Origin of the sequence: Streptomyces sp. NPDC002994, from assembly GCF_040611155.1 — a bacterium.
Lineage (GTDB): Bacteria > Actinomycetota > Actinomycetes > Streptomycetales > Streptomycetaceae > Streptomyces.
Genome location: NZ_JBEXNQ010000007.1, coordinates 28,062 through 46,117, shown reverse-complemented (window position 1 = coordinate 46,117; position 18,056 = coordinate 28,062). Strand labels below are relative to the sequence as shown.

The window sequence follows — 18,056 nt, the reverse complement described above, 5'->3', positions numbered from 1 at the left end:
GTCCGCGCAGATGCCCACTTCCGGTTCCGGTGCACGGCCGCCGACGATCGCCGATGTCGCCAAGGCCGCTTCGGTATCGCGGACGACCGTCTCCCACGCCCTGAACGGGCTCGGCAAGGTCGATCCCCGGACGCGCGAACGCATCAAGAAGGTCGCCGCCGAGCTGGGTTACCGGCCGAATCTGCGGGCACAGCGGCTGCGGCGCGGGCAGGCGAAGGCCATCGCGCTGGCCTCCTCGATGCCGTTCGCGGTGGCCGGCGGGCCGTCCCGGCTCGGCTTCTACATGGAGGTCGCCGCCGCTGCCGCCGAGCGGGCACTCGTACACGACTACGCGCTCGTTCTGGTGCCGCCCGTGCAGTCGGGTTCGGCGCTGTACTCCCTGGACATCGACGGCGCCATCGTCGTGGAGCCCGACGAGCACGACATGGCCGTGGCGCAGCTGCGGGAGCGCCACTTGCCGTACGTGGCGCTCGGCCGGCCCGTGTCGCCCGAGGACGACGCGCCGTACGTCGATCTGCGCGGCGGCCTCGTCGTCGAGCTGCTGCTGGCGCACCTGCGGGAGCAGGGAGCGCGCCGTCCCGCGCTGATCATCGGCGCCGGTGCCCGCCATTCCGCGGTCGACGCCCGCGCCGCGTTCGAGCGCGCCGCCGCCGAGCACGGCTGGCCGCCGGTTGTCGCGACGGCCCCCGAGGAGGGCGGCGAGCAGGCCGGGTACGACCGCTGCGCCGCCCTGCTGGCCGACCACCCGCAGACCGACGCGGTCTGCGCGCTCGTGGACGCCTTCGCGGTGGGCGCCGTACGGGCGATCCGGGACAGCGGCCGCCGGATCCCGGACGACGTCATGGTCGTCACCCGGTACGACGGTCTGCGGGCCCGGACGTGTGAACCCCCGCTGACCGCCGTCGACCTGCACCTGGACCGGGCCGCCGCCGACGCGGTGGAGCTGCTGCTCGGCCGGCTGGGCGGCGGGGCGGACGCTGTGGACACGAGGGTCACGACGGTGCCCGAGCCGCGCGTGATCCCCCGGGCCTCGTCGCTGCGCGTCACGGCGCCAGCATGAGCACCGCCCCGGAGACGAGGGCGAAGACCAGCACGAACAGGCGCATCCTGCGGGCGTCGAAGCGGTGGTGCACCAGGCGGCTCAGCCACGCGCCCAGCGCGAGTGCGGGCAACAGCAGCACCGCCCACCCCAGTTCGTCCGGACTCCCCTGCCCCGTCGCGAACAGCAGCGCCAGCGAGGCCACTTCACCCACGAGGAAGCACACCGCCACGGTGGAGCGCAGCTCCGCCGGCGGCCGGTGCTGGTAGACCAGCGCGAGAGGCGGGCCGCCGACTCCGGTCGCGGTCTCGGTGAGTCCGGTGACGGCCCCGGCGGCGAGGTACGCCCGGCGGCCGGGGGTGAACGCCGGAGCGACCAGGCTCACCACCGCCGCAAGCACGGTCGCCCCTCCGACGAACAGCCCGAGGCTGCGGTCCGGGATGACCCACAGCAGCATGAGCCCGCCCGGTGTGGCGGCCAGCCGCGCCGCGGTGATCCAGCCCGCCCCGCGCAGGTCCAGGGATTCCCGTTCGCGCCAGGCGACGTACAGGTTGAGCGGGATCATCGACGCCAGGACGAACACCGGGACCAGTCCGGGATCGAGCAGTCCCGCCACCGGCGCGACGATCAGCGCGAAGCCCAGACCGCTGCTTCCCTGGACGAACGCCGCGACGGCCACCGTCACCGCGAGGATCGCGATCGTCTCCGTACTCACTGTGCCGTGCTCCGCTCGGCATGAGCGTGCCGTGCGCCGGTGGACGTGGGGTGGACGCGGGTCACCGGGGCCCGCAGCAGCACGTCGCGGCTCATTTCGGCGGCCCGCCGCACCAGCGCCGGACCGTCCCAGTCGAGCGGCCAGCCGCGCCACAGACGCAGCCGGCCGGCGACGAAGACGGCGGTGATCTGGTCGCGGTTGCCGCGCCGTACGAGCTCCCACGGCAGGTCCCAGGACAGCCGCATCTCGGGACCGCTCACGTCGACGAGCAGGAAGTCGGCGGCGGCTCCCTCGGCTATCCGGCCGGTACGGGCGCCCAGCCCGACGGCGTCGGCGCCTCCCCGGCCCGCGTGCTCCAGCCAGGTCCAGCCCGCGCCGCAGGAGGAGTCCCCGGTTGCGAGGCCGTAGGCCAGGCGCTGCGCGAACTCGGCCGCCTCGGCAAGGCGGAACGCGTCACCACGGGTGCCGTCCGTACCCAGTCCGAACCGGATCCCGCGCTCGGCCATGGTGGTCGCCGGGGCCACCGCGTTGCCCTTCCAGGCGCTGGCCACGGGGTTGTAGCTCACCGCGGCTCCGGTGTCGGCGAGCAGGGTCAGTTCGCGCGGGGTGAGCAGGGTGGCGTGGGCGGCCAGCAACTGGGGCCCGAGGGCGCCCACTTCGTGGAGGTACTCCAGCGGCCGCAGCCCGTGCTGGACGAGGGAGCGTTCCACCGCGGCGAGATGCTCGTTGACGTGGATCTGGACGACGGCTCCCGCCGCTGCGGCCAGCCGGGCGGTGTCGTGCAGGGTACGGGCCGTCGCGGCTTCCGGGACGGAGATGGCGAGGGACGGGTGGATCAGCTCCTCGGTGCAGTAACGGACGAGGTGCTTCTCGGCGTTGGCCAGGGTCGTCGAGGTGTCGGTGTCGGCGTCGTTGGCGGTGGCGTCGTTGCAGACGAGGCCGAGTACGCACCGGATCCCGACGTCCCGGGTGGCCGCGGCCACCAGTTCCACGTCCACCGGGGCACGGGTGCCGGCTTCGGCGACGGTGGTGAATCCGCCGCGCAGCGATTCGAGCGCGGCGAGCTTGGCCGAGACGTACACCGCCTCCTCGTCGAGAGCGCCCTCCAGGGGTACCCACAGCCGGCGGAAGATCTCCGAGGGCTCACCGAAGGCGAGGGCCGCGCCGAAGGTCTGGGTGAGGTGGTGGTGGGAGTCGACGAAGCCGGGCATCAGGACGTGTCCGCGCAGCCGTACGGGCGTCAGGTGCGAGTACGTCCGCTCCAGCTGTTCGGCGGGTCCGACCGCGAGGAAGGTGTCGCCGTTGACGACGGCCGCGTAGTGGTCCATCGGCCCGTCGGGCGTCAGCACCACGTCGGGTTCCAGGAGCAGCGCGCCGTCGGCGCGCAGGCGGTCGGGGGTCAGGTCGTGCTGGTCGGTCATCGGGCTCTTTCTGTTACGGGTGGGTCAGGAGTGCTGGGCGGGGGCGGGCTCGCTGCTCTCGGCCTGGGCCGGGACGGCGGCGGTGGCGGCGGGGGCCGGCTTGCGCGAGAGCCGCGGCCGTACGTGGTGGAACAGGATGTTGAGGACCGCGGCGACGAACGCCCCGACGGCGACGCCGCTTTCGAGGAGGATCCGGACGCTGGGTGCGAAGCCGCCGTACACACCCGGGATGAGGATGGGCAGCAGGCCCAGCGCGATGGCGACGGCGCAGATGAAGGTGTTGGTGTGCCGGTCGAGGTCGGCGCGCCCCAGCATCTGCACGCCGAGCACCGTGATCACGGCGAAGACGACCATGGCGGTGCCGCCGACGACGGCTGACGGGACGATGCTGATCGCGCGGGTGATGGGCGCGAGGAAGCCGATGGCGATGAGCACCACGCCGGCGGCTGCCGTGACGTACCGGCTGCGTACGCCGGTGACGCGGACGATGCCGATGTTCTCGCCGCTGGTCACCAGCAGCGGCAGGCCGAAGAAACCGCCGAACAGGGACGTGAGCGCGTCGCCGCGGATGGTCTTGGGGACCTCCTTGCGCTTGTCGATCTCCTTGCCGACGGCTTCCGCGTTGATGACGGTCTGTCCGGTGGCCTCGGCCATGGAGGCGAGGCTGTAGAGCATCAGCGGCAGCGCGGCGAGCAGGTTGAACTGGGGCGAGCCGAAGGGCAGTAGCTCCGGGACGCTCAGGAGTCCGCCCTGGGCCGCCGCGCCGGTGTCGACCGCGCCGAGGGCGAAGGCGAAGACCGTACCGGCGATCAGGCCGAGCATGACGGCGAGTTGCCGCAGCACCCCGGTGAAAAGCCAGTAGAAGGCGACGGTGAAGGCGATCGTCGCGAGGCCCAGCAGCAGGTTGGTGGTGTCGGCGAAACCGGGCTGCCCCGGGCGGCCGGTGACGAGCAGCGCGCCGACCTTCACCAGGTTGACGCCGACGATGACGATCATCGTGCCGATGACCAGGGCGGGGAAGAACCTGAGCAGCCGGGAGAAGACAGGCAGCACGACGAAGTAGAACGCGGCGGTGATGATCACCGCGCCGGTCGCGGTGGGGAGGTCGTGCTGTTCGGCGATCGCCAGGAACAGGATCAGTGGGGCGCCGCCGGGCAGCATGACGAACGGCAGCTTGGGACCGAACTTCCACGGCCCGAGCGACTGGATCAGGGTTCCGATCCCGGAGAGCAGGAAGGCCGCCGAGAGCAGGTTGACGGTCAGACCGGGGTCGAGATGGAGGGTCGCGCTCATCAGGAAGATCGCCGAGATGGGGGTCGCGGCCATGACGAGGACGTGCTGGATGCCGAAGAGCAGAATCCTGCCGATCGGCCGGGATTCGTCCACGGGATGGATCGCCTCGGGGTGAGGGGATGCGGGGTCAAGGGATGCGGGGCGGGGACTGGGCACTTCGAGCTCCGTTCGGCTCGCTCCGGCTTCGACCGTGATCCGGCCCGGGACGGGGGCCAAATCGATTCGGCCAAATCGATTTGGCCGCCAGTATGTGAGGGCCAGGAGGACGCGTCAAGGGATCGCGCACGCCGGATGCCTGATCCGAATCGGCGCTCTGGGGCGAACGGGTGGTTGTACGGCGGCACGGCTGACCCGTCCGACAGGCCGGGCATGCGTTCGTCGAACGGTTTCGAGCCGATGAATGGTGTGGTGATGACCGAATACGAGCGTTCACGCACAATGCCCGCACTGCCCGAGCATGTCTTCGACCAGGCGGCGAATGTCGACCAGCTGGACCAGTGGCTGCCGGAAGCACTGCATGTGCACGCCGAGGAACTGCCTGCCGTCACCGTCCACGAGGACCGCACCGACGAGGACACCTCGGCGCTCCTGCGCGCACAGAAGGACCAGATGCGGCTGGAATGGGGCACCCGGGACCAGGGCAGCTACACCGGGTGGCTCCAGGTGGCAGGCATCGGCAGCGGCGCCACCGAGGTGACGGTGCATCTCTCGTTCTTCGACGAGGACCACGACCCCGGCGAGGAGTCAGTGAACGCCGCCCTGGATCACAGCCTCGAACGCCTGGAGGAACAGGTGCGGCTGCGCGTCGACGGCGGCGGCGCCGGTTGACGTCTTGCGCGGCGTACCCGGATATCTGTCGTGGTGACGATAGACATGCGAGATCTGTCTGGCTAGGCTTCCTGACGTAACCAGGAACTCAGCGATACATGGAAGTCCCTCGGGGCCCCGGTGCCGTACGGCATCGGGGCCCCTCGACGCGTCCCAGAAGAGGTGCAAATGACGCAAGAAGCCCACGCGCACACCACCACCGACCGACTCGACGATGACGACTACCCCGCCTACACCATGGGCCGCGCCGCCGAGATGATCGGAGCCACGCCCGGTTTCCTGCGGGCCATCGGCGAAGCCCGGCTCATCACCCCCTTGCGGTCCGACGGCGGCCATCGCCGCTACTCCCGCTACCAGTTGCGCATCGCGGCCCGCGCCCGCGAGCTCGTCGACAGTGGTACGCCGGTCGAGGCCGCGTGCCGCATCGTCATCCTGGAAGACCAGCTCGAAGAGGCCCTGCGTCTCAACGAGGAACTGCGCGGCGACCCCACAGAGTGAGCCTGACCCGGTAGACCGTTTTCGGGTCCCACCACGGGGAGTCCCCCCGCCGGATCGCAGAAAAGGTGCCGAGCGCCGAAAATGGCGTGTGAACGGCCGAGCGCTTCGACGGCTACCAGGCAGACTCCGAGCAGTGAGGACCGCACCGATGAGCGAGCAGCCACCGGCCCCTTCCCAGGCAGAGGGCGAGCGCGAAGGCGAGATCCACGAGGACCTGCACCAGACGACCCCTTCGCAGGCGGAGGGTGAGCGGGACGACAGCGACGAGCAGGAGTCGCAGGCGCCTGCTCCCGAGTAGTCGCCGCGGCGAATCGCCGCGGCGACTGAGGGTTCGTGAGGTGCCACCGCGGACATGGACACGGCTATGGACTCGGCTGAGGTCATCGGCCGGCTGCGCGCGAGCGACGTCGACCGGGAGACACTGGACGCTCTCGCCCTCACGGTCGACCGGCTGTGCTCGCAGTACGCCCACATGCCGAGCGAGTACCTGCTGTCGGAGGGCCGCGCCTGGTCGCGCCGGCTTGCCGAAGTCCGGTCCCAGCGACTGACCGCGTCTGAGCACCGGGAGGTTCTGGTGCGGTCGGGAATGCTGGCGCTGCTGGTCGGCTGTGTCGCGTACGACTCGGGTTCCCGGGCCGGTGCGGAGGCGGCCCGGCAGCACGCGCTCTCGTTGGCGAGCCAGGTCGGCCACCCCCCGATCGCGGGATGGGGCCACGAGATGCGCGCCTGGTTCGCCCTGACCCGCGGGGACCTGCGCGCAGTGATCGCGGCCGCGGATGAGGGCATCGCGGCCGCGCCGCATTCGGCCGCCGGGGTGCAGTTGCGGGCGCAGCAGGCCAAGGCGTGGGCGCGGATCGGCGACCGCCGCCAGGTCGAGTCCGCCCTTGATTCCGGCCGCCGCCTCCTGGCCGAATTGGGTCCGCCGGAGAACCCGGACCACCACTTCAGCGCCGACCCGGCGAAGTGGGACTTCCACTCGATGGACTGCTACCGCGAGCTCGGCGAGGACCGGCTCGCGGAGAATCTTGCCCGCGAGGTGCTGCGGGCCGGCGTCGATCGCGACGGTACGGTGCGCTCACCGATGCGGAACGCGGAGGCGTACGTAACCCTCGGTGTTGTGGCCGCCCGGCAGGGCGCGCTGGACGAGGCCGTGGCCTTCGGGATGAGGGCCCTCGGCGGGGAACGGCGGTGTCTGCCGTCCCTGTCCATGGTCGCGGAAGGCCTCGGCGCTGCCCTGGCCCGGCAGAATCCACGGCATCCCGGCGTACGCGACTTCCTCGGCCATCTGCGGGCTCTGTCCGATGGACAAAATCCGTAGTCCTCAGGGGGTGTGGGCCTTGATCAGGTCTTCCAGTGACGTGTTCTGCGGGAGCTGGCCTCCCGGTGTCAGCTTGTCCACCGCCTGCGGCAGGACCTGAGCGAGCTGGTTGGCAGCCACATCCGTGGGCAGCCCCGCTTGCTGGGCCACCCCCTGGAGCGTGTCCGGCGGCAGTGCCTGTGCGAGCTGTTCGCCGTCGATCGGCTCGTTGGCACCGGCTGCGACCCATGAGTGGGCCTGATGCCCCAGGCCTCCCTCGCCGAGCGCTGCCAGCAGGCCGTCGAGGGGATTACCGCTGCCCGCTGTACTGCCGCCGAGGGAGCCGAGCAGCGAGCCGAGGAGGTTCGCCTTTCCGTCGCCTCCCCCCAGCAGCCCTCCGAGCAGACGTCCCAGATCCTCTTCCGCCACGGTCAACCCCTTCCTCGTGCCGTCGTGCCGCGCAATCAAGCCGGTGGAGGCGTGAGCAGCCCCGGCCGATGGTGCCATTCGGCCGGCCACACTGCTTCGGGCTACCCGAAAAGTCACCCGTATACCGGCGCCCGCTACGCCGAATCGCCGACCGCCGCGAGCCTCATTCCGCCCGGCGGGACAGACTGGAGAAATCGTGGACCTGGAAAGCATCACCGATGAGCTGTACGGGCTGGCCCCGGCCGACTTCACCGCAGCCAGGAATGAGCGGGCGGCGGCGGCCCGGGCAGCGGGCGACCGTGAGCTGGCCGCGCGGATTCAGGCGCTGCGGCGACCGACGCTGTCGGCCTGGGCCGGCAATCTGCTCGTACGCCGGCAGCCTGAGCAGGTCCAGCCGCTGCTCAGCCTCGGCGAAGGCATGCGCCGGGCCCATCGTGATCTCGACGGCGAGCAGTTGCGCGAGCTCGGCCGGCGCCAGCACGACTTGGTCGGCGCGTTGGGCCGGCAGGCGAAGCAACTGGCCGCCGATGCCGGGCACCCGGTGAGTGAGGACGTACAGCACGAGGTGGAACGCACGCTGCACGCCGTCCTTGCCGACCCCGAGGCCGCGCAGGAGTGGGCCGCGGGCCGGCTCACCAAACCGCTCAGCCCGCCGGTCGGGTTCACCGCTGCCACGACCCCGGACGCCGTGCCGCGGAAGGCTCCTCCCGACACCTCTGCTGCCGAGGAGAAGGCGAAGAAGAAAAGTGAGGCGCGGCGCGCGAAGCTGGCTCAGGCCGAGCAGGACGCGAAGGCGGCCGAGCAAAAGGCGCTGGCCCGCGATGAGGAGCTGGCACAGGCCGGGGCCCGGCTGGAGGAAGCGGAGGGCGAGGTCGCGGCGCTGGCCGAGCAGTTGAAGGAGGCCAAGGAGCGGCAGAAGGCTGCCCGTGAGGACGTCGTGAGGGCGCGGGACCGCGCCCGGGAAGCCGGCACGGCGGCTCGCAAAGCTCGCCGCCGTGCCGAGGACGCGTCCGTGAACGCCGACGGCCGGTGACCATGGGCCGGCGCCAGGTCACCGGCCGGCAGGAGAGCTCAGGCGGCGGCCGGGGCGAGTTCCGCGCGGCCGAAGAGAAGGGCGTAACCCCTGGGCAGGCCCGCGGTGATGCGCCGCGTGAGGTCGTCGCCCACGCAGTCGGCCACGACGCTGAGTACAGAACTCACGCCCCAGCGCGCGGCGGGGGCGGTAAGTCCCCCAAGTCTCGCGGCGACGGTGTCGACGAACGCCGGCGCGGTCAGGGAATGGGCGGCCGGGGTCTGGCGGGCGAGGATGACGGCCGCCTCCACAGGCAGAAGGCGCACCAGTTCGCGACGCTCGTCGCCATTGGTGTGTGTGCCCAGCACAGTCAGTACGGTGCGCAGGACGCGCTCCGCCTCGGCGTCGGTGGCGTACTGCCCTGAGGCGCGGACCTGCTGTACGAGTTCGTTCCACCGCATCACTGTGGCTACCTGCCTCTCTGCTGTTTTTACCCATCCTCACGGAGTTGGAAGGGTGTACTGACGGTGTCCTGACAGTGTCGGGACAGTATTCGGTCGGTGTCTGAGTAGTGTCCGAATTCAGCATGCCCCCTCTGCGGGGCGCCAGCACCTTATGGCTGGGGACGCCCGAAAAGGAGGTCATAACCCGGGGGCAGCTGAAGCAGGACGCGCCGCATCAATTCGTCGTCGGTGGCATCGGCCACCACGCTGAGGACTGCGCTCACGTCCCACTTCGCGGTCTCCTCCGTGGCGCCTTCGATCCAGGCCGCTGTCGCCCGCACGAACCGCTGCGCCGTAAGGGGCTCGGCCGCCGGGAGCGGGTTGAGCAGCAGGAGCGCGCACGTCTCCGGCAGCCGCGCGGCGAGCTCGGCCCGCTCGCTGCCCACGACGTGCGCACCCAGGAGTGCGATCACCACGCGGGCCGCCCGCTCGGCTTCCTGCCGCGAGGAGTACTGGCCACGCTCCTGGACGGCGGCCAGGAACGCATCCCACTTCATCACCATGCCGCCGGCCTTTCCTCGTACGTAACGCGTGCTGTGCGCAGGGGGCGGGACCCGGCCCGGTCCCGCCCCTCACTGGGTCAGCCGCTGATCTGCTTGGGGGCGCTTCCGCCCGAGATGGAGATCTTGCGCGGCTTGGCCTGCTCCGCAACCGGAATGGTCAGCCGCAGCACTCCGGCGTCGTACGACGCGTCGATGCTCTCGGTATCCAGGGTCTCGCCCAGGAACATCTGGCGGCTGAAGGAACCCGTCGGGCGTTCCGCGATCAGGACTTCCGCGTCCTCGCCCGCGTGGGAACGGCGCTCGGCCTTCACGGTCAGCACGTTCCGCTCGACGTCGAGGTCGATCGACTCCGGGTCCACACCGGGCAGGTCCACCTCGACAACGAAGGTGTCACCGTCCCGGAAGGCGTCCATCGGCATGGCCGTCGGCCTCGCGGCGGTGCCGACCAGCTGCTGGGTGAGGCGGTCGAGCTCGCGGAAGGGATCGGTACGCATGAGCATCATCGGTCACTCCTTTCCCGGATACGGGATGCACATGGCGACAACACCTATATAGCTCGCGGCAGCAAAGTTGACAAGCCCGCGCTCAATCCTGGTGTACGGCGACGGCCCTGACGCCGGGCGTCAGGGCCGCTGTCTCGGTACGGGCCGTCAGCCCGGCTTGATGCGGCCGCGCCAGCCCCCGGACTCGCCTCCCTGGTGCTCGATGAACTCCTTGAAGCGCCGCATGTCACCCTTGACGCGCCGGTCGATCATGCCGGTCATATCGGCGGTCTTCTCCGCCGCTCCACTCGCTTCGACGTCCATCACGAGCTCCACCCGTGTATGCGTGTCGTCGACGCGCTGGAACCTGACCATGCCCTTCTGCCGCGTGTCACCACTAGTGGTCCGCCAGGTGATCCGCTCGTCGGGGAGCTGGTCGACGATCTCGGTGTCGAACTCGCGCTTCACTCCCCCGATCTTCGTGGTCCAGTGGTTGTGACGGTCGTCGATCTGCCTGACCTCCTCAACCCCCTCCATGAAGTTCGGGAACTCCGTGAACTGCGTCCACTGGTTGTAGGCGGTGCGGACGGGGACCTCGACCTCTACCGTCTCCTTCACCGTGCTCATCTGCGCCTCCTCCTGGGTGACGCACGGCAGCGTGCCTGCCGCGCGGATCTTGGCACGTTGGTGCGGGTACCCGATGACCGCGTCTCTAGTCGAGGGTCTCTTCGGGCCGCTCGCGCGAGCGGCCGACACGCAGCCGGCCCCGGAGCTTGTCCACCAGCGGGTACTTCTCCCGCTGCTCACGGGACTGCCGGTCCAGCTCCTCCACCAGCCTCATGGACCGCTTCTCCACGTCCAGCTCGTCCAGGATCCGGTCGATCTCGGCCAGCAGCGCTCCGTGCAGCTGCCACTGACGGGGGTGTTCCCGGACGCCGTCGAGGAGGAGGTGAGCGACGATCTCGCGGCTGGCGCGACTGGCGGCAAGCTCCTTGTTGAGCCGTACCTCCGCCTCCTCCGCGTTGGCGCTGACCTGCGTGGTGATCAGTACGGCGAAACTCTCGATCGCCCGGGACATGTGGATGAACAGCTCCCGCAGGGCGGTGGCGATCTCGGTGGGGAAAAGCGGCTCGTCCGTCCGCTCCTTCGCGAGGTCGGTCAGGGTGCGGCACGCCGTGCGGAGCACCACCGCTGAGATCTCCAGGGTGTCCAGGCCGGTGCGCAGGACGATCCGGAAGAGCAGGCCCTCCTTGACTCGGGGGTTCAGGCGCAGGCTGTCCTCCGCCTGCCGCAGGGACGCGTCCACTTCCACGATGTCGTGATCGAGCCGACGTGCCGCGTGCAGCACGTCAGCGGCCTCCGCCACGGTGGTGTGGCCGCGCACCTGGTCGCCGAGCCGCATCAGCAAGTCCCGCATGCGGCCCGCGAGGCCCTCGATGGCCGCACTCGCGGGCTGCACCCACACCGGAGGCGCGAACAGGACGTTGAAGAGCAGCCCGACGACCGCCCCGATCAGCGTCTCCAGCACCCGGTCCCAGGCCGTCGCCGCCACGCGCGTCACACCCAGCACCAGCATGGCGCTGATCGCCACTTCGGGGACGAACTCACCGGCCTTGACGAAACGGCCGATGGTCAGCGAGGCGAGGATGATCAGCCCGAGGCTCCACCAGCTCAGCCCGACCAGGGAGCTGAAACCGATGGCGATGACCACCCCGGCCACCACGGAGTTCATGCGGCGCATGCTGGTCGTGAGGGTCGCGTACAGGGTGACCTGGACGACCAGCAGTGCGGTCAGCGGTGCGGTCAGCGGCGCCGGTTCGCTGCTGAGCATGAGGGCGACGACGTAGGAGATCACCGCGGCTACGGTGGACCGCACGGTCTGTACGACCACGGGTTCTTTGTGCCGCCGGACGAGGTTCAGCAAAGGGTCGGTAACTTCAGGCACCCTTAGCTTGTTCCCGCTCTCCTGTCACACAGGCACCATCGGCCGTCAATCACCCGTGCGCTCAGTCGTCGAGGGTGATGCGCAACTTGGCGTAGTCGCCGTAGAAGACCGCCTCGGCCTGTCCCTCGGCATCCGTGTACTTGCCGGTGCCGCCGGTGATCGCCGCGTCGCCGCCGTACGAACCGGAGCGGCGGTGGTCGACGGTGCCGCTCAGGGTGATGCTGCCGTCGTCGGTGCGCAGCACGCTCTGGCACTGTGCGACGACAGCGTACGGAGTCACCTCGACAGCGCTGCAGTGGGCCGTGGCGTCACCGATCTTCTTGCCGGGCTTGCCCTTCTTGAACTCGTACAGGTAGGCGTACGACGTCCAGTCAGCACCCTTGCGCAGCGAGCTCCCCATGGTGTCCGAGTGCTTGTGGGCGAGCCAGTTGAGCACCTTGGCCTTGGAGTCCGCCTTGGCGTCGGCCCGGTGGGCGGGGGCCGCCTGGGCGGTGAAGGCGAGGACACCCGTGGCGGTCATCGCCATGGCAGCGGTGGTCACGGCGGCGGACAGCTGTCGGGCACGGATACGGAGCATGGAACCTCCAGGAGATGAGAGTGGGTGCGAAAGCGCGAACCCACCTCAACGCCTGGAAGGGGTTTTATGGTGACTGCCACGTGCGAGGGTCACCCACCTGGTTGCGGACTGTCACCTCTTCGGCCTGCCGTCGACAGGTGACACGCACTCATTTCCCGATGCCGTCGGCGAGACCCTTGACGATGTAGCGCTGGCCGAAGAAGAAGAGCAGCACCACCGGTACCGCCGCGATCACCATGCCGGCGAAGACGACGGGGAAGTCGGTGCCGTGCTTGCTCATCAGGCTCGTCAGGCCCACCGGGAGGGTCTGTACGTCGCTGCCGTTGGTGAACACCATGGCGAAGAGGTACTCGTTCCAGGCGAAGAGGACGTGCAGCAGCACCGTGGAGGTGATGATCGGCTTGCACATCGGCAGGATGATCCGCCAGAACGCGGTCCACCGGCTCGCGCCGTCGATCTCGGCCGCCTCGTCGACCTCGCGCGGCAGGTCGATCATGTAGGCGCGGATGAGGAACGTGGTGAAGGGGACGCGGAAGGCGGTGTACAGGATCAGCAGCGCCCAGAAGCTGTTGTAGAGGCCCATCGCCTGGAACATCCGTACCAGCGGTACGAGCGCCACCGTCGGCGTGAGCATGAGCCCGCCGAGGATGACGGCGGTGAGCGCTTTGCTGAGCGGGATGTTCACGCGGGTGAGCCCGTACGCGGCCCAGGCACTGATGAACACGGTCGCGATCGTCGATGTCACCGTGACCAGCACGCTGGCCATCAGGTAGTCGCTCACCCCGCGGTTCCAGGCCTTCTGGTAGTTCGCGAAGCTCCAGTCCACGGGAAGCGCGAAGGGGTTGTCGAAGAGTTCGGCGTTGGTCTTGAACCCGTTGAGCACCATCCACAGCAGCGGGTAGATCACGACCACCGCCAGGCCGAGCAGGAAGGCCCACATGAAGATGCGCGCGATCGCGCCGACGAAGCCGAGGCGGCTCACCATTCCACCCTTCTCTTACGGGTGATCCACAGCTGCGCCATGGCGATGGTCAGCGTGATCACGAAGATGACCGTGCCGATCGCCGCGGCGTAGCCGAAGTCATTGCGTACGAAACCGTTGCGGTACAGCCAGGTGCCCAGCACCTGGGTCGAGTTGTTGGGGCCGCCGCTGGTCATCACCATGACCTCGTTGAACACCTGGAACGCGCCCGAGACGGTGACCATCATCATGAGCCCGGTCATCTCGCGGACCAGCGGCAGCGTGACGTGGAAGAAGCGTCGTACGGGCCCTACGCCGTCGAGGGATGCCGCCTCGTACAGCTCGGAGGGGATGCGCTGGATCGCGACCGCGAACAGCAGGGTGCAGTACCCGAAACCCTGCCACTGGCTCATCGCGATGACCGCGAACATCGCGGTGCTTTCCTGCCCGAGCCACGCCTGGGTGAGCTGCCCGAGCCCCGTCGCTTCCAGCACGTGGTTGAGCAGGCCCAGGTTCGGCTCGTAAACGAAGTAGAAGAGCAGGCCCGCGACAGTGAGGGAGATCGCCGAGGGGATGAAATAGACCGCGCGCAGACCGCGCCTCCATCGTTCGCTGCCCAGGGATTCGACCAGCGCGGCGAGCAGCAGGGCGCCGAATACCTGGAACACGATCGAAAGCACCGCGTACCAGAGGTTGTTGGCGAACGACGACCAGAAGACCGGGTCGTCGAACAGCTTCCGGTAGTTGGCCAGTCCGACGTACTCCTGGCTTCCGCTGTAGATGTCCCACGTCAGCGTGGAGAACCCGAAGTTCTGCACGAGCGGCAGGTAGACGAATACTCCGAGCAGAGCGAGGGCCGGAATGACCCAGGCCAGTCCGATCGCTCTACGGCACATGGCGCGCACCGGCATGCTTCCCTTCTGCCGCGCGGACTACTTGGCCGACTTCGAGGCCCGGCGCACATCAGCGAGTACTTCCTCGGGAGACATGCCGCCGCTGATCAGCGCCTCGCCGCCGGCCAGCCAGGCGTCGGCGACCTCGGGGACCGTCACCATGTCGAGCCAGCCGGCGATGCGGGGAGCCTTGTTGACCGTCTCGATGCCCTCGAAGACGGCTTTGCTGGAGGTCTCGGGGGTGACGGCGCCGACGACCGTGCTGGGCTGGCCGTAGGGAGGCGCGGAAAGCGTCTTCGCACTCCGGCGCTCCGTCACGAACTTCATGAAGTCGACGGCGAGCGCCGCGCGCGGCGACCTGGAGTTGACGAGATACCCCTCCGGCGCTGCCTCGATCGCCTTCGGGTCGCCCTTCGCGCCTTCGGGGACGGGGAGAGGGTGGATGCCCAGGTTCTCGGGCTTGAGCGATCCCGCCCCTGCGGACCCGGCCGCGGCCGTCGTGTCGAACTCCAGGATCTCCTGGTAGTACATGGCCGCCTTGCCGCGCGAGAACGCCTCCTGCGCCGACGTGTACAGCACACCATTGGTGCCGCTGCGGGTGTCGGTGCAGGTGCTGACCATGGTTTTGAACTGCTTGAGCGCGGTGAGGTAGCCGGCGTGGTCGAGCGTGGCCGAGTCGGGGTGGTAGTCGGCTTCACGGATCTCGGTCGGCACGTGGTAGGCGAAGAGCTGCTGCAAGTAGTGCAGAGCGGGCCAGCCGTCCTTGTTGCCGAAGGCGATGGGCTCGTATCCGGCCTTGCGCAGGGCCGGGCAGGTGGCGAGGAGTTCCTCGAAGCTGGTGGGCACGTCAACGCCTGCCTTGGCGAAGGCGGCCTTGTTGTAGCCCATGAACTTGCCGTTGTTGTAGAGCGGTATGCCGTAGTACCGGCCGTCGTAGGCGAAGGCGGACAGCGATGCCTTGCTGAAGGTGCGGCCCCACTGGGTGTCGGGGCCGATGACCTCGGTGAGGTCCGACGCCCGGCCGCCGCGTACGAAGTTCTCGGCCCAGTTGCCCGTCCAGGTGAAGTAGATGTCGGGCAGGGCGTCGGAGGCGGTGAGGGTCTTGGTCTTGTCCTTGATGCTCTGGTCGGTCTCCTGGATGAGCTCGACCTTCACCTCGGGGTGCTTACGCTCGTACGCCGCCGCGAGGTTTTCGAAGTAGGGACTGAGCGGGTCGCCCGCGAACTTGGTGAGGATGCTGAGGGTGCCGGAGTACTCCGGCTTCGCGGTGACGTCGGCCGCCGGCGCTTTCGCCGGCCCGGCGAAACAGCCGGTGAGGGCGAGCACCGAGGCCCCGAAGAGTGCCGCGTACGTCGTCAGTGCACGAGCGCGCATGGGCTTCCTTTCTGACACGGACCGCTGGGTGTGCGGCGACTGTACAGAGATTCTGATACCGGTACCAGAGATGCGGTGAAGATCTTCTTATCGGCACGAGAAGCGTTGCTATTGACGGTGTGCATCCGCTGTGCCAGCGTGAGTCCCGCGTGATACCGGTATCAGGTCGCTCAGCGCCGCCGGCCGCACCCTTTCCTGAAAGGACGCGAAGATGCTCGGATTCAACGAGCCGGAATTCCTCTCCCAGCTGGCGAGCACGGTGGCGTTGCGCCCCCGGATCGAGGAGCTGGCGGACCACCTCGTAGAGGAGGGGGCCGAGGGGGCCGAGGGGTTCGACAACCTCTTCCTCGTCGGCGCCGGCGGCACCTACGCCCAGATGTGGCCGTACGAGCAGCTCGCCCGGCGCTGCTCCACGCTCCCCGTACGGGCCGTGATCGCGGCGGAGCTCGTCGCCTCGGGCGATGCCACACTCGGCGAACGCTCGGTGGCCGTGTTCACCTCGGTGTCAGGTACGACGGAGGACAGCCTCCGCGCCATCGAGTTCTGCAAGTCGAAGGGGGTACGCACGATCGGCTTCACCGGGTACGCCGATTCGCCCGTCGCCCGGAGCGTCGACGTAGCGCTCGTCTCGGAGCCGAAGGCCTGGCCGTTCGACCCGCAGATGCTGCTGTTCATGGGCCGACTGCTCGCGCGCCGGGGCGAGTTCGAGGGTTACGACAAGCTCGCCGACGAGCTCGCGAACCTCCCGGGCGTGCTCGCCGCCGTGGCCAAGCAGGCCGAGGCACCGGCCGCCGCCTTCGCCGAGGCCCACAAGGACACCGACTACCACTTCCTCGTCGGTGGCGGAAACCTGTGGGGGTTCACGTACCTCTACTCCATGTGCATTCTCGAGGAGATGCAGTGGCTGCGCACCACGCGCGTGCACAGCGCCGAGTTCTTCCACGGCTCGCTCGAACTCCTGGAGCAGGACACCAGCGTCATCATTTTCCAGGGGGAGGACGAGACGCGCGCCCTCACCGACCGCGTCGAGGCCTTCGCCAAGCGCGTCTCCCAGGACGTCACCGTCTTCGACACCCGCGATTACGCGCTGGACGGAATCAGCCCCGAGTTCCGCGGCCTCCTGGCGCCGCTCGTACTCGACACCGTGATGGGGCGCGTCAGCAAGCACTTGGAGCGCGTACGGGACCACTCACTCGACCTGCGCCGCTACTACCGGGTCATGGAGTACTGAGCCGACGGGCCTGCCGTCCCCGCCAGGAAGACGACCGGGCGCGGGCGGCAGGTCCGCACGCTCCCCCTCGGCAAGGAGAACCCCTATGAGAGTCCTCGGCTTCGGCGACAACATCGTCGACCGATTCGTCGACCGCGGCATCGACTACCCGGGCGGCAACAGCGTGAACGTGGCCGTCTACGCCCGGCGCCTCGGCCTGGAGGCCGCCTACCTCGGAGTCTTCGGTGACGACGGCCTCGGCCGCTTCCTGCGCGAGTCCGTCGTGGCGCAGGACGTCGCGGTGGATCACTGTGTCGTACGGACCGGCGAGACCGGCCTTTCCACCCTCCGCGTCGACGACGGGGACCGCGTCTTCCTCGGCTGGAACGGCGGCGGCGTAACCGTGCGGGAGCCACTCGCGCTCGACAGTGAACTGCTCGCGTACGTCGCGTCCTTCGACCTCGTGCACTCCAGCGTGTACTCCCGCAGTGAGAGCGAACTGCCCAAGCTCGGCGGGCTCGGCCCGCTCCTGAGCTTCGATCTGTCGAGCGACGACGAGTTCCGCACCCCTGCCTACCTCGACCGCGTATGCCCGTACGCCGACCTGGTCCTGCTGTCCTGCTCGCATCTCGACGAGACCGCCACGCAGGCGCTCCTGGCCGAAGTCGTGGAACGGGGGGCACGGCTCGCGCTCGCCACCCGGGGCGTCGACGGAGCGATCGCCCACGACGGCCGTACGACCGTCGCGGCGCCGGCTCGCCGCGTGGGGGCGGCGAGAGCCCTCGTCGACACCATGGGCTGCGGCGACGCCTTCCTCACCGGCTTCGCGGTCTCCCTGCTGCGCGGCGGATGGTCCCCGGGCACGCCACCCGAACGGCACCTGATCGAGCGCGCGCTTCATGACGGTGCCGGAACCGCCCATGCGCAGTGCTTCGTCGAGGGAGCCTTCGGCCACGGGCGGCCCAGCGGGCAACCGGTTGTGTCTAGCATGTGACGAGCCTTCGACCACGAGAATTGAGGTACGGATCCATGCCGGCTGACCGGGGTCGCACGTCGGGGCCACCGACGATCTCCGA

General features: G+C 69.3%; 21 protein-coding genes. 8 read left to right on the top strand and 13 right to left on the bottom strand.

The window, feature by feature from the left end:
* Positions 1-10: 10 nt before the first annotated feature.
* On the top strand, positions 11-1,060 hold the full coding sequence (locus tag ABZX79_RS10815; protein WP_355254416.1) for a LacI family DNA-binding transcriptional regulator: 1,050 nt from the start codon (positions 11-13) through the stop codon (positions 1,058-1,060).
* Here ABZX79_RS10815 and ABZX79_RS10810 read toward each other — a convergent pair.
* The 3 genes from ABZX79_RS10810 to ABZX79_RS10800 are packed head-to-tail and all read right to left on the bottom strand — an operon-like array spanning position 1,044 to position 4,561.
* Entirely contained in the window at positions 1,044-1,754 is a 711-nt protein-coding gene (locus tag ABZX79_RS10810; RefSeq protein WP_355254414.1) for a sulfite exporter TauE/SafE family protein, read from the bottom strand. The genes ABZX79_RS10815 and ABZX79_RS10810 overlap by 17 nt on opposite strands.
* On the bottom strand, positions 1,751-3,175 hold the full coding sequence (locus ABZX79_RS10805; RefSeq protein WP_355254412.1) for an amidohydrolase family protein: 1,425 nt from the start codon (positions 3,173-3,175) through the stop codon (positions 1,751-1,753). The genes ABZX79_RS10810 and ABZX79_RS10805 overlap by 4 nt, the downstream gene beginning before the upstream one ends.
* Before the next feature lie 24 nt (positions 3,176-3,199).
* Positions 3,200-4,561 (bottom strand): uracil-xanthine permease family protein, encoded by a 1,362-nt coding sequence (locus ABZX79_RS10800; RefSeq protein ID WP_355254410.1) that lies wholly within the window; start codon positions 4,559-4,561, stop codon positions 3,200-3,202.
* Between the two features lie 318 nt (positions 4,562-4,879).
* Here ABZX79_RS10800 and ABZX79_RS10795 point away from each other — a divergent pair, with 318 nt between their 5' ends.
* From ABZX79_RS10795 to ABZX79_RS10780, 4 genes are all read left to right on the top strand, one after another.
* Positions 4,880-5,296 carry an SRPBCC family protein gene (locus ABZX79_RS10795; RefSeq protein ID WP_355254408.1) on the top strand — a complete coding sequence of 139 codons (417 nt, stop codon included), beginning with the start codon at positions 4,880-4,882 and terminating at the stop codon, positions 5,294-5,296.
* A gap of 168 nt (positions 5,297-5,464) precedes the next feature.
* A complete protein-coding gene (locus ABZX79_RS10790; RefSeq protein WP_355254406.1) occupies positions 5,465-5,794 on the top strand; it encodes a MerR family transcriptional regulator in 330 nt (109 codons plus the stop codon).
* A gap of 148 nt (positions 5,795-5,942) precedes the next feature.
* A complete protein-coding gene (locus ABZX79_RS10785) occupies positions 5,943-6,092 on the top strand; it encodes a hypothetical protein (protein ID WP_355254404.1) in 150 nt (49 codons plus the stop codon).
* Between the two features lie 54 nt (positions 6,093-6,146).
* Positions 6,147-7,112, top strand: a complete 966-nt coding sequence (locus ABZX79_RS10780; protein ID WP_355254402.1) for an XRE family transcriptional regulator — start codon at positions 6,147-6,149, stop codon at positions 7,110-7,112.
* 3 nt (positions 7,113-7,115) lie between these two features.
* Here the strand turns inward: ABZX79_RS10780 and ABZX79_RS10775 are convergent, their stop codons facing one another.
* The gene (locus ABZX79_RS10775; RefSeq protein WP_355254400.1) at positions 7,116-7,520 is read right to left on the bottom strand and encodes a YidB family protein; all 405 of its coding nucleotides are present in this window, start codon (positions 7,518-7,520) and stop codon (positions 7,116-7,118) included.
* 196 nt (positions 7,521-7,716) lie between these two features.
* On the opposite strand from ABZX79_RS10775, the gene ABZX79_RS10770 reads away from it, so the two are divergent.
* Positions 7,717-8,553 (top strand): hypothetical protein, encoded by an 837-nt coding sequence (locus ABZX79_RS10770; protein ID WP_355254398.1) that lies wholly within the window; start codon positions 7,717-7,719, stop codon positions 8,551-8,553.
* A gap of 38 nt (positions 8,554-8,591) precedes the next feature.
* Here the strand turns inward: ABZX79_RS10770 and ABZX79_RS10765 are convergent, their stop codons facing one another.
* The 9 genes from ABZX79_RS10765 to ABZX79_RS10725 all read right to left on the bottom strand — a co-directional run bounded on the left by ABZX79_RS10765 (position 8,592) and on the right by ABZX79_RS10725 (position 15,770).
* Positions 8,592-8,993, bottom strand: a complete 402-nt coding sequence (locus ABZX79_RS10765; RefSeq protein WP_355254396.1) for a DUF2267 domain-containing protein — start codon at positions 8,991-8,993, stop codon at positions 8,592-8,594.
* Between the two features lie 152 nt (positions 8,994-9,145).
* Positions 9,146-9,538: a DUF2267 domain-containing protein gene (locus ABZX79_RS10760; protein WP_355254394.1), complete on the bottom strand. Its 393-nt coding sequence runs from the start codon at positions 9,536-9,538 to the stop codon at positions 9,146-9,148.
* Positions 9,539-9,615: 77 nt separating this feature from the next.
* On the bottom strand, positions 9,616-10,038 hold the full coding sequence (locus ABZX79_RS10755) for an Hsp20/alpha crystallin family protein (protein ID WP_355254907.1): 423 nt from the start codon (positions 10,036-10,038) through the stop codon (positions 9,616-9,618).
* A 150-nt stretch (positions 10,039-10,188) separates the two neighbouring features.
* The gene (locus ABZX79_RS10750; RefSeq protein ID WP_355254392.1) at positions 10,189-10,647 is read right to left on the bottom strand and encodes an SRPBCC family protein; all 459 of its coding nucleotides are present in this window, start codon (positions 10,645-10,647) and stop codon (positions 10,189-10,191) included.
* Positions 10,648-10,732: 85 nt separating this feature from the next.
* A complete protein-coding gene (locus tag ABZX79_RS10745; RefSeq protein ID WP_355254390.1) occupies positions 10,733-11,965 on the bottom strand; it encodes an aromatic acid exporter family protein in 1,233 nt (410 codons plus the stop codon).
* Positions 11,966-12,026: 61 nt separating this feature from the next.
* Positions 12,027-12,542: a hypothetical protein gene (locus ABZX79_RS10740; protein WP_355254388.1), complete on the bottom strand. Its 516-nt coding sequence runs from the start codon at positions 12,540-12,542 to the stop codon at positions 12,027-12,029.
* 148 nt (positions 12,543-12,690) lie between these two features.
* Positions 12,691-13,527, bottom strand: a complete 837-nt coding sequence (locus ABZX79_RS10735; protein WP_355254386.1) for a carbohydrate ABC transporter permease — start codon at positions 13,525-13,527, stop codon at positions 12,691-12,693.
* A complete protein-coding gene (locus tag ABZX79_RS10730) occupies positions 13,521-14,414 on the bottom strand; it encodes a sugar ABC transporter permease (protein WP_355254384.1) in 894 nt (297 codons plus the stop codon). The genes ABZX79_RS10735 and ABZX79_RS10730 overlap by 7 nt, the downstream gene beginning before the upstream one ends.
* A 21-nt stretch (positions 14,415-14,435) precedes the next feature.
* Positions 14,436-15,770 (bottom strand): ABC transporter substrate-binding protein, encoded by a 1,335-nt coding sequence (locus tag ABZX79_RS10725; RefSeq protein WP_355254382.1) that lies wholly within the window; start codon positions 15,768-15,770, stop codon positions 14,436-14,438.
* A 211-nt stretch (positions 15,771-15,981) separates the two neighbouring features.
* Between ABZX79_RS10725 and ABZX79_RS10720 the strand changes: the two genes are divergently transcribed.
* Both ABZX79_RS10720 and ABZX79_RS10715 read left to right on the top strand, forming a co-directional pair.
* Entirely contained in the window at positions 15,982-17,001 is a 1,020-nt protein-coding gene (locus ABZX79_RS10720; RefSeq protein ID WP_355254380.1) for an SIS domain-containing protein, read from the top strand.
* An 85-nt stretch (positions 17,002-17,086) separates the two neighbouring features.
* Positions 17,087-17,974, top strand: coding sequence for a PfkB family carbohydrate kinase (locus ABZX79_RS10715; protein WP_355254378.1), 888 nt, complete (start codon positions 17,087-17,089; stop codon positions 17,972-17,974).
* Positions 17,975-18,056 lie beyond the last annotated feature (82 nt).

Coding starts and splice junctions, on each gene's coding strand:
- ABZX79_RS10740 (WP_355254388.1), bottom strand. CDS start 12,542: ATGCTCCGTATCCGTGCCCGACAGCTGTCCGCCGCCGTGACCACCGCT.
- ABZX79_RS10790 (WP_355254406.1), top strand. CDS start 5,465: ATGACGCAAGAAGCCCACGCGCACACCACCACCGACCGACTCGACGAT.
- ABZX79_RS10815 (WP_355254416.1), top strand. CDS start 11: ATGCCCACTTCCGGTTCCGGTGCACGGCCGCCGACGATCGCCGATGTC.
- ABZX79_RS10805 (WP_355254412.1), bottom strand. CDS start 3,175: ATGACCGACCAGCACGACCTGACCCCCGACCGCCTGCGCGCCGACGGC.
- ABZX79_RS10755 (WP_355254907.1), bottom strand. CDS start 10,038: ATGCTCATGCGTACCGATCCCTTCCGCGAGCTCGACCGCCTCACCCAG.
- ABZX79_RS10750 (WP_355254392.1), bottom strand. CDS start 10,647: ATGAGCACGGTGAAGGAGACGGTAGAGGTCGAGGTCCCCGTCCGCACC.
- ABZX79_RS10780 (WP_355254402.1), top strand. CDS start 6,147: ATGGACACGGCTATGGACTCGGCTGAGGTCATCGGCCGGCTGCGCGCG.
- ABZX79_RS10730 (WP_355254384.1), bottom strand. CDS start 14,414: ATGCCGGTGCGCGCCATGTGCCGTAGAGCGATCGGACTGGCCTGGGTC.
- ABZX79_RS10725 (WP_355254382.1), bottom strand. CDS start 15,770: ATGCGCGCTCGTGCACTGACGACGTACGCGGCACTCTTCGGGGCCTCG.
- ABZX79_RS10720 (WP_355254380.1), top strand. CDS start 15,982: ATGCTCGGATTCAACGAGCCGGAATTCCTCTCCCAGCTGGCGAGCACG.
- ABZX79_RS10735 (WP_355254386.1), bottom strand. CDS start 13,527: ATGGTGAGCCGCCTCGGCTTCGTCGGCGCGATCGCGCGCATCTTCATG.
- ABZX79_RS10765 (WP_355254396.1), bottom strand. CDS start 8,993: ATGCGGTGGAACGAACTCGTACAGCAGGTCCGCGCCTCAGGGCAGTAC.
- ABZX79_RS10760 (WP_355254394.1), bottom strand. CDS start 9,538: ATGGTGATGAAGTGGGATGCGTTCCTGGCCGCCGTCCAGGAGCGTGGC.
- ABZX79_RS10795 (WP_355254408.1), top strand. CDS start 4,880: ATGACCGAATACGAGCGTTCACGCACAATGCCCGCACTGCCCGAGCAT.
- ABZX79_RS10715 (WP_355254378.1), top strand. CDS start 17,087: ATGAGAGTCCTCGGCTTCGGCGACAACATCGTCGACCGATTCGTCGAC.
- ABZX79_RS10785 (WP_355254404.1), top strand. CDS start 5,943: ATGAGCGAGCAGCCACCGGCCCCTTCCCAGGCAGAGGGCGAGCGCGAA.